General features: G+C 52.5%; 9 protein-coding genes and 1 pseudogene. 9 read left to right on the top strand and 1 reads right to left on the bottom strand.

Features of this window, described 5'->3' with window-relative positions; all coding sequences use genetic code 11:
• Positions 1-254: 254 nt before the first annotated feature.
• The 9 genes and pseudogenes from KO498_RS17895 (at position 255) to KO498_RS17855 (ending at position 10,954) form a co-directional block, all read left to right on the top strand.
• Positions 255-653: a RidA family protein gene (locus KO498_RS17895; RefSeq protein ID WP_215961270.1), complete on the top strand. Its 399-nt coding sequence runs from the start codon at positions 255-257 to the stop codon at positions 651-653.
• A 520-nt stretch (positions 654-1,173) separates the two neighbouring features.
• Positions 1,174-1,514: pseudogene (locus KO498_RS18485) on the top strand (transposase); the annotation flags it as partial.
• Positions 1,515-2,106: 592 nt separating this feature from the next.
• Complete coding sequence (locus KO498_RS17885) at positions 2,107-3,330, top strand: pyridoxal phosphate-dependent aminotransferase (RefSeq protein WP_215961269.1); 1,224 nt, start codon at positions 2,107-2,109, stop codon at positions 3,328-3,330.
• A gap of 9 nt (positions 3,331-3,339) precedes the next feature.
• Positions 3,340-4,092 carry a ribonuclease activity regulator RraA gene (locus tag KO498_RS17880; protein WP_215961268.1) on the top strand — a complete coding sequence of 251 codons (753 nt, stop codon included), beginning with the start codon at positions 3,340-3,342 and terminating at the stop codon, positions 4,090-4,092.
• On the top strand, positions 4,089-6,194 hold the full coding sequence (locus tag KO498_RS17875) for a hydantoinase/oxoprolinase family protein (protein ID WP_215961267.1): 2,106 nt from the start codon (positions 4,089-4,091) through the stop codon (positions 6,192-6,194). Before KO498_RS17880 ends, KO498_RS17875 begins: the two co-directional genes overlap by 4 nt.
• Positions 6,191-7,924: a hydantoinase B/oxoprolinase family protein gene (locus KO498_RS17870; protein WP_215961266.1), complete on the top strand. Its 1,734-nt coding sequence runs from the start codon at positions 6,191-6,193 to the stop codon at positions 7,922-7,924. Before KO498_RS17875 ends, KO498_RS17870 begins: the two co-directional genes overlap by 4 nt.
• 3 nt (positions 7,925-7,927) lie before the next feature.
• Positions 7,928-8,725: an SDR family NAD(P)-dependent oxidoreductase gene (locus tag KO498_RS17865; protein ID WP_252731523.1), complete on the top strand. Its 798-nt coding sequence runs from the start codon at positions 7,928-7,930 to the stop codon at positions 8,723-8,725.
• A gap of 18 nt (positions 8,726-8,743) precedes the next feature.
• A complete protein-coding gene (locus tag KO498_RS17860; protein WP_215961265.1) occupies positions 8,744-9,646 on the top strand; it encodes a dihydrodipicolinate synthase family protein in 903 nt (300 codons plus the stop codon).
• Between the two features lie 24 nt (positions 9,647-9,670).
• Entirely contained in the window at positions 9,671-10,954 is a 1,284-nt protein-coding gene (locus KO498_RS17855) for an NAD(P)/FAD-dependent oxidoreductase (protein ID WP_215961264.1), read from the top strand.
• A gap of 302 nt (positions 10,955-11,256) precedes the next feature.
• Here the strand turns inward: KO498_RS17855 and KO498_RS17850 are convergent, their stop codons facing one another.
• Complete coding sequence (locus KO498_RS17850; RefSeq protein ID WP_215961263.1) at positions 11,257-12,030, bottom strand: HpcH/HpaI aldolase family protein; 774 nt, start codon at positions 12,028-12,030, stop codon at positions 11,257-11,259.
• Positions 12,031-12,055: the final 25 nt, after the last annotated feature.

Here is a 12,055-nt window from a genome sequence, read left to right as displayed (position 1 = left end):
GTCCTGAGGGTCTGTCCATATCTACAATGATGCTGCATCATATGCTCCAGGGCAATTCAAGTGGCCGTTGCCTATTCCCCTGCAGGGGAATTTGATGAGTTCGATGCAGCACACCTAGTAATGACCACCAGCAACATGAGCAGAAGGCACCAATCGCGCAAGATAATTCACTGGTTCTCGACTAGTCGGAATCCTAGTCTTCGAGCTGATCAGTACTTTGATGTTGTATGATGTGTAAAACAGTGGAGAAAAATATGAATTGGCAGCGCGTTGATCCCGGATGGGGCTGGACTAAGAAATTCAATTTTCATGCCGGATGGAAGATGGGCGATACCGTACAGCTTTCGGGCCTTGTGGCGTTTGATGAGTCGGGCAACGTCGTTGGCAAGAATGATGCTTACGCTCAAAGCATACAGATTTTTCAGAACATCAAAGCAGCACTCGAAAGTGCCGGCTCCTCCCTTGACGAAGTTGTTAAGATCACAACCTATCTAACTAGCATGGATGACTACAAAGAATACTCACGCGCACGCTCAGAGATTTTCCCTGATGGTGTTCCTGCGAGCTCGACCGTAGGCATTTCGGCTTTGGCTACACCAGACCTGATTGTCGAAATAGAGGCGATGGCCGTAGTCGGGAGCAGTCAAGGTTGATCATCGATTATGGGTGTGAAAACACACTTTGGATTGAATCAATCAGCTCGGTTGTTGGTATTGTTGGCATCTATCGGTCGGGCATGCTTTCTGACTTTTGCAAGAAAGATCCCGCGAGCCTGAAATATTCCTCCAGAATATGGTCGCCCTCGAATCTCGAGATGTTCTGATTAATATGTGTTTTGGTAACCAAGCTTGCAAAAATCTGACAGGTCATTGATCCGTAGTGGCTGTGCCCGAATGCCGAAAAAGTCCGCTCTGGCCAGGAAGTTCTTTGATCAGCGGCAACCTACCCGCCATCGCTGCCGCGTGCCAAGAGGCGCTCCGAAGCGTGGGCGATCTTGCCGCAACTGCGTTGAAGTTTCTCGGACAGGATTGCACCAATGCGTCGCGGATCAAGAGCGCGTGCTTGGCCGTGGATCAAACAGCGACCCAATGGACCCTATTCAGGTGGCCCACAGCGCATTGTGTTTCAGCCCCTAGAACTGGTGACCGAGTTGGCGTCAGAGACGCTGCTGCCAGGCTAGCCGTCGATGATCCGGTACTCTTCCGGTCTTCAAAGAGGATTGGTTCTTGGATCGGTCTGACGCCTTCGCGCAACCAATCCGGTGAGCGAGATGTATCTGGCGGCATTACCAAGGCCGGTGATGTCAACCTGAGGCGGGCATAGTGGCAAGCTGCAACTGTCATGATGAATCGTGGTCGGTCGATCTGGCTGAGAACTTGGGGAGCGAGCTCGCACGGCGCCGGGGCAACAAGATTGCCATGCTCGCCCTGGCTCGCCGTATCGCGGTCATACTCCATCGGATTTGGATCGATGGCACTGTCTTCCAATCAGGTGCCGCACCAAAAGCGGCCTGATGAAATGATACCCCAACCGTTACCTGTTTGAACGCAGGTTCATGAGGTCCTACGAGGACGTGGTTCCGATGATGCCGCGGTCAGGACCGTCGCCGGCCTTTGTCGAGCACGCCTATGAGGTGGGCACATCGGAATTACATCGAACTAGCATCATGTTGGCAACCAAAGCGTTGACCACGAACCGAAGCATGCACCCGAAAGACCTCACGCGGCACCTGTGACAGAATTTTGGGGCAGCAAGAAACATGAACGACCCGACCTAGCGGATCAAATCGTTTGCAAGAAAGGGCTTGACTGAACCACCCCCGTTACCGAAGCCCTGACCCTAACGAGTTTCTCAGATTGGTTGCAAAGGAAATCGACTAGGTGTTTGATCCCATCGTTTGATGGCGCGGACTATTCTTTGGAATGGAAGGAAGCATTATGGGAGAAGAACGTCATGGGATCGCCACCCCAAATAATGGTTAGCGACCGCACTTGTTTCAGGCCTCCGTTCATGACCATTCGGAATGGTTCTTTGCGGCTTTCTCGCTTGTTTCTCCAAGCTTTTAGGGCCCATCTATGGGACCGTTGCTAATGGAGGAAGCTGGCGATGCTCGAAGATTTTGACCAAATATCGGTGGAGTTGAATGTGCGATTTTCTGAACGCCCCATGTCGCCAATCATGGCCATCCTCGAGATGGCGACGATGCGACAAGCTGCGGGCGAAGATATTGTAGCATTTGTCACTGGTGAACCGGATTTCGACACGCCAGTGCATGTAAAGGAAGCTGCCATAGCAGCAATTCACGCCGGTCAAACAAAGTATACTTCCGTACATGGAACACTGGAACTGCGAGAAGCTGTTCGTCAGAAATTTATACATGACCAAGGCGTTGACTATGCAATTGATCAAATTTGCGTTGGCGCCGGTGCCAAGCAACTCTTGTTCAATGCGCTTTCTGTCACCTTGAGTGAAGGCGACGAGGTTGTTGTCCCAACGCCAGTTTGGGGCTCCTATGGTGCGATGGTTAAGATTGCTGGCGGGATACCTGTCAAAGTTCCTGCACGCGCAGAAGATGGCTTTCTGGTACAACCTGAGGATCTTGAGCGGGCGATCACAGATCGGACCCGCTGGCTGATGATCAACTCGCCCAATAATCCGACAGGTGCAGTATATGGCCGACAGGACCTTGAGGGGTTGGCTGAAGTATTGCGTCGGCACCCAAAGGTTATGGTCCTGAGTGACGAAATGTACGAAAAAATCATTTTTGATGATAAGAAGTTTGTCTCTTTTGTGGAAGCTGCGCCTGATCTTGTTGGGCGGATCCTTTTGGTGAATGGGGTTTCCAAAGCCTATGCCATGACGGGTTGGCGCGTTGGGTATGGCGCAGGCCCAGCAGACCTGGTGTCGGCTATGGCTGCTCTGCAAAGTCAATCGACCACGAACCCTTGTTCGATCAGCCAAGCGGCCACGATTGCCGCGTTGACAGGACCGCAGGATATCTTGGCAGAGCAATGCGCCGAATATCAATCCCGCCGGAATATGGTGGTGGATCGAATCCGCGCCATGCCGGGCCTAAGTTGCCAAGCCCCAGCAGGCGCCTTCTATCTGTTTGCCTCAATGGCCGGATTGGTTGGCAAGTCCGCGGGTGAGCACACTATTAATACCGATCTCGATTTTGTTCGCTACATGCTGGATGTGGCAAAAGTCGCTATCGTGCCCGGTGCGCCTTTTGGTGCGGAGCACCATTTCCGAATGTCTTTTGCGGCAAGTCAATCAGAGCTCTCTAAGGGCTTGGATCGTATGGCCGCTGCTATCGCTAATCTAAATTAAGGGAATATCATGACTGACCGTCTCGTACTCGCAAATCAAAAAATTGTTTTGAAAGAAACTACTCTCTCGCGACTTGCCGCAGTATCAACTGCTACTGTTTCGCTTATTCTCCTCAAGAGTGGCATTCGTGCTTGCCATATTAGTGGTGCAATGCCGCTGGTGATTGAAGGGTGCGAATTTGTTGCGGAGGCATTTACCTTGCGGTTTATCCCGATGCGCGAAGACCTGAGTGTGCCGGAAGTTCTTGGAGATCCAGAATACGCACAACGCAAATTGATCGAAGAGGTTGGTGAGGGCCACGCTCTGGTTATCGATGCGCGCGGCGTAACTGACGTTGGTACTATTGGTGGTATCCTTGGCATTCGACTGACGGACCGGGGTGTTAAGGCGATTGTGTCTGATGGCGCGATGCGTGATGTGCGCGATCTGCGTGAAGGCACGTTGCCTGTCTATTGCACTGGCCCAGCGGCGCCTGCCAGCCTGCATGCTCATTATAGCTCTGATTATCAGAACCCAATCTCTTGCGGAAACACGGCTGTCATCCCTGGCGATATTGTTATGGGTGACCAAGACGGTGTTATTCTTATTCCACGAGCAATGGCTAACGACGTTGCTGACGCAGCGTTTGAGCAGGAGAGGCTAGAGCGCTTCGTACGTAAATTGATCGAAAAAGACGGGCGCCCAGCACTTGGTACTTATCCGCCAAACGAGGCAGTTCAGCTTGAATACCAAGAATGGTTGGCCGCGGGAGAACCAGAATGAGCGATAAAGGGGGAATTAAACTTTCTGCAGATATTGGAGGCACGTTTACAGATGTTGTTCTCGAGACACCTCAAGGTATCCGCGCAACCAAAGTTCTGACGGATTATGATGCGCCAGAACGCGGGTTGATGGAAGGCGTCGGCATCGTCTTGGATCAAGCAGGGCTGACAATCAAGGACGTGGATTTGGTGATTCATGGCACAACGCTTGCCACGAACACGCTGATTCAACGCAACGGGGCGAAGACGGCGCTGATCACGACGGATGGTTTTGTTGATGTCATTGAAATGGCGATGGAAAACCGATTTGAACAATATGACATCAATATTGTGAAGCCAAAACCATTGGTTGACCGCACTCTGCGCCTGCCGATCCCAGAGCGGATGTCGGCGCAAGGCGATGTGCTTATGGACATCGATGAAGCAGCAGTGGCTGCCGTCGTGCCAACACTGAAGGCCGCAGGAATTGAAAGCGTCGCCATCATGTTCTTGAATGCGTATGCCAACCGGGAACATGAAGACAGGGCAGCCGCAATCCTATCCAAACTTATGCCCGGAATGCCGATCAGCTTGTCCAGCGACGTGGCACCGGAAATTCGGGAATATGAGCGCAGCTGCACAACCGTTGCCAACGCGTATGTGCGGCCGATGATGGAAAGTTATCTGATGCGGTTGAAGGCTGCATTGCGTGACTTGGGTTCGACGTGCCCACTTCTGTTGATGACCTCTGGTGGTGGTTTGACCACAGTAGAGACCGCGTCATTGTACCCTGTCCGTTTGGTGGAATCAGGACCGGCCGGTGGCGCGATCCTTGGTGCGGAAATCGCGCGTGAGTGTGATCTGCCCAGTGTTCTGGCCTATGATATGGGCGGCACAACGGCCAAGATTTGTTTCATCGACGATGGCAGACCAACCACGTCACGTGCCTTTGAAGTTGACCGCCAGTATCGCTTTCTCAAAGGTTCAGGTATGCCAATTCGAATCCCTGTAATCGAGATGGTTGAAATCGGTGCTGGTGGCGGTTCAATCGCGCATATTGATGAACTTGCACGGGTCAAAGTCGGACCACAGTCTGCTGGCTCAGAACCGGGACCGGCCTGCTATGATCTTGGCGGAACAGAACCTACTGTGACTGATTCAAATGTCATCATGGGCCGGATCGACCCGTCAAACTTTGCGGGTGGCCGTATGACGCTGGACGCCTCTAAGTCTGGCAGTGCTTTGGACGAAAAAATTGGCACCGCACTTGGCCTCGAGACTCCTATGGCCGCATTTGCGGTTGGCGAAGTCGTGGATGAGAACATGGCGAACGCAGCGCGCGTACATGCCATCGAAATCGGCAAAAACATCGCGACCTGTACCATCGTTGCGACAGGCGGCGGCGCACCTTTGCACGCGACACGCATGGCCGAAAAGCTTGGTATTGATCGTATCATCGTTCCCAATAACGCGGGTGTTGGTTCCGCAGTCGGCTTCTTGCGCGCGCCTGTTGCGTACGAAGTTGTTCGCAGTCGTCACGTGAATCTCGCTCATCCGAATATCGCTGAAATCAATACGATGATTGAGGACATGCGTGCAGAAGCGACAGCCGTGGTAGAGCAGGGTTCTTTCGGGGCACCTCTTGAAGCGGAATGCTTTGCTCTTATGCGTTACATCGGACAGGGCCACGAATTGTCGGTCTCGTTTCCTGCGCGCACACTGACCGAAGATGACGTGGCTGATTTGGCTAAGAGTTTCGATCGTCAATACGAGAAAAACTATAGCCGCTCAGTACCCTCAGTCGGGACAGAAGCACTGACATGGACGATGACCGTCAGAACTGCCAGCACAGACAGCATCAGAACTGCGGAAGATCCCACTAAATCTGAATCAGTGGTGCCGCAATCGCAAGGAACTCGCGAGATTTTCGATGCCGATACCGGGCAGTTCCTAACAGCACAGGTCTATAACAGAACAGAGCTGAGTGCTGGCCAAAAGATCGAAGGACCCGCCGCAATTGTCGAAGACCAAACCACGACGATCCTGACCAAACGCTTTACGGCTTACACTAACGATTTTGGTTACTTGGATATTCGGCGCAAAACAGAAGGGGCAGCACAATGAGCGACACATTCTCATCTTCGCTGAACAAGATTCAAATGCAGATCATGTGGGATCGCTTGATCGCTGTGGTCGAAGAGCAGGCTCAAACGCTGATCCGCACCGCATTTTCAAGCTCCACACGTGAGGCGGGCGATGTGTCTGCCGGGGTATACAATACTCGCGGACAGATGTTGGCTCAAGCTGTGACCGGTACACCGGGTCACGTGAACGCTATGGCGGAATCGGTAGGGCACTTTCTTGATAAGTTCCCGATCGAAACGATGAAGCCCGGTGAAAGCTATATGACCAACGACCCTTGGAAGGGTACGGGCCACCTGCACGATTTCACAGTTGTCACACCGGTTTTCCGGGGCACAGAGCCAGTGGCCCTGTTTGCCTGTACAACCCACGTCGTTGACGTTGGCGGTCTGGGCTTTACCGCTGATGGACGGCAGGTATTTGAGGAGGGTCTCTATATTCCCTTGATGCGTTTGGCCTCAGACGGTCAAATGAACGCGGACTTGCTGGAAATGGTAAATGCCAACGTGCGCGAACCCGCGCAGGTGGTTGGTGATCTCTATTCTCTGGTTGCTTGTAACGAAGACGGTGGACGCCGCCTGATAGATATGATGGCGGAATACCAACTCGAAACGATTGATGGGTTGGGCGACAAAATCATCGAGACCTCGCGTACTGCTATGCAAGATGCTGTGCGTGCGTTGCCCGATGGCGTTTATACCAATTCAATGACAACTGACGGATATGAAAGCCCGATCACAATCATGGCGACCTTGACCATCAAGGGTGACCAGGTTGGTGTTGATTTTGCTGGAACATCTGGCGTGTCGTCCTTCGGTATCAACGTGCCACTTTGCTATACCAAGGCCTACGCTTCGTTCGGTATCCGCGTCGTTGTCGGGAACCGAGTGCCTAACAACTCCGGTTCCTTGGGTGTCATCACTGTGACTGCACCAGAAGGAACAATCACAAACGCGCAACCACCCTGTGCCGTTTGCGCACGCCACGTGATTGGGCAAATGTTGCCCGACGTGATGCTTGGCTGTTTGCATCAGGTTGATCCTACATTGGCTCCAGCAGAAGGGGCGTCCAGTGTTTGGGCACCTGTTTTGATGGGGGGGCACGGAACGTCTGCCAGTGACAAACGTGGCGAAAACTTCACAGTCACTATGTTTAATACCGGCGGTACTGGCGCGCGTCCTATGCTGGATGGTTTGAACACGACTGGCTTTCCGACAGGTATCCGTAGTGTTCCAGTTGAGATTTCCGAAGCACTCGCTCCGATTGTGGTTTGGCGCAAGGTCTATCTGGAAAACTCAGGCGGCGCAGGTAAGTACCGTGGTGGTGCCGGACAGCACATTGAAGTTGCTCACCGTGAAGAAGCACCGTTTGCGATTTCTGCAATGTTTGATCGGGTCGATCATCCTGCGCGCGGACAAGCAGGCGGCGCATCTGGACACCGTGGTCGGGTCTTTACAGTTAACGGCGAGACCCTGAGGTCTAAAGGCAAGCAGACAGTTGAAGCGGGCGATCGCCTTGTGCTCCACACTCCTGGTGGGGGTGGTTACGGCCAAGCACAGACCCGTGCACCTGAAGCTGTTGGCGAAGATGTCCGGCTTGGTTTTGTGAGCGTAGAAGAAGCTCGCGATGCCTATGGTGTGATCTCTGACAAACTAGGCAACGTTGATGTGCAAGCCACCGAAGCGGCGCGTGCCAAAATGGAAAGGACTTAAAGTATGGAAAACCGGATGGATTTCTCGGGCAAAACGGTTCTGATTACAGGTGCTGCGCAGGGTATCGGCTATGCTTGTGCAGAGGCTTTTGTAAAACATGGCGCGACTGTCTGCATGTCGGATATTAACGGCGAAGCGGTGACAAAGGCAGCTGATACTTTGGCTGTCGGTGCCTCGGTGAAGCCGATTGCCATGCAGTCGGATGTTAGTGACGCTGACGCTTGTACCAGGCTGGTTGAAAGCATCGTGTCGCAAACCGGTAGTCTGGACGTGTTAGTCAATAACGCGGGCATTGCTATTGCGGGCGATATTCTGACGCTGGAGGTTGCCGACTTTGACAAACTAATGGGCGTCAACCTACGTGGTGCATTTTTGATGGCTCAGGCAGTCGCCCGGCAAATGGTAGCAGCGGGCAAGCAGGGTTCAATCATCAACATGTCCTCTGTTAACTCGGTGATGTCACTGCCCAACCAGCTTGCCTATTGCATGGCCAAGGGCGGCATCGCGCAAATGACCCGTGCAATGTCCGTGCGGCTTGCCGCAGAGGGGGTTCGTGTCAACGCAATTGGCCCCGGTTCCATCGGAACAGAGTTGTTGCAGGCTGCGATCAAAGCCAACCCTGAAAACCTAACCGGGATTCTCGCAAGGACCCCATTGGGTCGTTTGGGAGAACCATCGGAGATCGGCGATATCGCGCTTTATCTGGCTAGCGATTATTCCAGCTATATTACCGGTGAAACTATTTATGCGGACGGGGGTCGATTGGCTCTTGGTTATACCGTTCCTGTCAAAAACAACTAATCAAAAGGTATCTCTGAAATGGACCCTAAAGGCGTTTATCCAATTCTACCCACTCCCTTTACAGATGACGGCAAAGTTGATCTGGAAAGCATGGAGCGGCTCATCAAATTTCAAAATGAAGTGGGTGTCAATGGTGTTAACATCATGGGGTTCATGGGTGAATCTCATAAGTTAGCCAACGCTGAGCGCAAAGACATCATCAACGTGACGATGGACACCAAACGCGATGGTTTGGAAGTTTGGGTCGGCATTCGCACGATGGGAACGATGGGCGCGGTTGAGCAAGCCATCGAAGCAGAGGCGCTTGGCGCGGATGCTGTATTCGTTGCTCCGGTCAGCATTCAAAACGACAATGCGATCTATGCACACTATAAGGCCATCAACGACGCGGTGAACATACCCGTAGCACTGCATGACTTGCCAGATATGTTTGATGCCATCGTGATGTCACCTGAATTGATCGCGCGGATGGCGAAAGATGATGTTTCGAACTATATCAAACTCGAAGAGATCCCTACTGGCCCAAAGACGTCCAAGACTCTTGCGTTGGCTGATGGCAAAATGGGTGTATTCGGCGGGCTTGGAGCCATGTATATGCTAGAAGAAATGGAGCGTGGCGCCAAAGGGATCATGTCTGGCTTCTCCTTCCCGGAAGTGTTGGTCAAAATCTACAACCTTTTTGAAACAGGCGACCGCGAAGGTGCCGCAGAGTGTTTCGACAAATACGTGTCTTTGTTACGCTATGAGTTCCAGCCTGGCCCCGGTCTTGCATTCCGCAAGCATGTCTACAAGAAACGTGGCATCTTCACATCTGATTATATCCGCCCCCCAACAGGTCCGGTTGATCAGTACACCATCGATGAGTTCGAGCGAACAATTGCCAGAGCCGGCCTTTCGTTCGATGTCCCACTTTCAATCTAAATCATAACGTCGAAAGAATATCTGATGCCGTCAGAACTAAATGAAATACCTCTCTGGCCGCATACAGCTGTCCCACGGGTTGAAACGCCGCAATTAATAAGTGATCTAAACGCGGATGTTTTGATCGTGGGTGCTGGATATACAGGACTTTCTGCTGCGCTCCACCTCGCGGAGGGCGGCGCCGACGTCATCGTCATCGAGGCCGAAGAATTTGGTTTTGGCGGATCAGGACGGAATGCCGGACTTGTTAATCCCGGTGTCTGGCTGACCCCGCAAGAAGTAGACCAACGGATCGGTGCAAAAGCCGGTGACAAGCTGAACGCGGCACTGGACCAAGGGCCAGAGGCCGTCTTTGGACTTGTTAAGCGACATAATCTGAACTGCGATGCCTACAACGGCGGGACGATCTATCTCGCGCATAATGCGGGCAAAGTTGATTATCTCAAACAACGCCATGCCCAAATGTCGGAGCGTGGCGCTACTTGCGAGGTTGTTGGGGGTGAGGAAACAGTACGTCTCACCGGATCACAGCTTTATCGGCACGGAGGTCTGTTTGATCCCCGCGCTGGCACGATCCACCCGATGTCCTATACCCGAGAAATGGCAAGGGTGGCTCAACAGTTCGGTGCGCGGCTCTTTCAGAACGCTCGCATAGGCTCGCTTGCTAAATCTGGGGGGAAATGGGTTGCCACGCATGGCACCGGCACCATTTCCGCCGAACAAGTTATTCTCGCGACCAACGCGTATTCAGACAATGTATTGCCGAAAACACGCGAAGCAACGATTCCTGTTGGGATGTTTCACGTTGCTACGGATGTTCTTGATCCCGAAGTGGCAGCCTCTATCGTGCCGGAACGTCACGGCGTTTGGGATACAAGAACTGTGATGCTTTCAACGCGCATTGATCCCAAAGGACGTCTGATAATGTGTTCCGCTGGATCCCTCAAGTGGGCCTTCAAAGCGATCAAGCAAGCATGGGTCACGCGTGCACGGGATCGTCTTTATCCTCAGGTTAAGGGCGCAAAGTGGTCTTTCCACTGGTCCGGCACTGTTGGATTTACGCCCAATCATTTGCCAAGAGTGCACAGCCCTGAAGCAGGGCTGATCATTCCGCTGGGATATAATGGGCGTGGTATCGGCAACGGAACGGTCATTGGCAAAGCCTGCGCAGATTATGTGCAAGGGGCACCCTTGTCTGACTTCCCGCTTCCGTTGCATGAATTGAGTACGGTTGGAATGCGTACGGCGCGCTCTGCTTATTATGAATTTGGCAGTGCTGCGATGCAGTTTGTTACAGACCGCGGGTAAGATCACCATAGCAGTGTTATCTGGGAAGCGTGCTGCTGTTTCCTGGATGGCCAGCTAACAGGGTTTCAAAAACTTGCCGGAACATGGTCCGAAAACAGGGCCATTTAACCCGCTTGGCCATAGCGGAATCGCACGGCTGCGCATACATCGTTCTGGGGAATGTCTTGTTAACGGCCAGAATGCCACAAGTATTAGATGCTATTTTGGTGCGTGTGCCGCGCTGCCTACTTTGTTTTTGGCAGCGCGGTGATGCGTTTTGATGAATCCAATTTGGGATCACCGTGGTGGCATGGTCCCCGGTATTAGGACAACTTTCCGCGAACATCTGCCAACAGGTTATCCGAAGATTTTGCCAGCAATCCGGTATCCGTGCCGCAGGCTACAAAGGTGAATCCCTCGTTCAAAAGTTCTGCGGCAAACGCAGGGTCAAGCACCAACGTACCAACGGGCATTCCCTTTTTGATCAGCTTTTGAGCAACCGGTTTAATAAGATCCCATACCTCGGGGTCCATCGGTTTACCGACCTTTCCAATATCCGCTGCGATATCGGCTGGACCAAAGAAGATGCCGGAAACGCCTTCAACTTCTGCGATCTGTTCGGCATTTTCGATTGCGTGGCGCGTTTCAAGCTGCAAAATGACGGTTGTTTCTTCTTCGATTTTTGCAACGTAGTCTTTGACTCGTCCGAATTTGTTGGCGCGGGTCGCACCAGAAACTCCGCGTACGCCGTGCGGTGGATAGCGTGTGGCGGCCACAGCTTTTTCCGCTTCTTCTACGTTTTGGATCATCGGGAACAACAGACCGGGTGCGCCGAGATCTAGAAGACGTTTGACTATGACTGGATCGTTCCATTCAGGCCGCACGATCGCAGTGGAATTTGTTGCTGTAAATGCCTGCAATTGCCCAAGTACACTGAAATAGTCGTTAGGCGAATGCTCCATATCGATAAGCAGCCAATCAAAACCGGCGGGACCCGTTATTTCGGCAGCAAATGGGCTGCAAAGGCTTATCCAAAGACCCAACTGCTTTTTTCCGGCTGTAATTGCGTGCGTAAACTCATTTTTCTGAAGTTGCATAGATTTCTTGGCTTTCTTAGTAAGA

This window comes from Lentibacter algarum (assembly GCF_018860975.1).
Taxonomy (GTDB): domain Bacteria; phylum Pseudomonadota; class Alphaproteobacteria; order Rhodobacterales; family Rhodobacteraceae; genus Lentibacter; species Lentibacter algarum_A.
The sequence above is the reverse complement of the archived record's forward strand: the minus strand, read 5'-3'. Positions and strand labels throughout refer to the sequence as shown.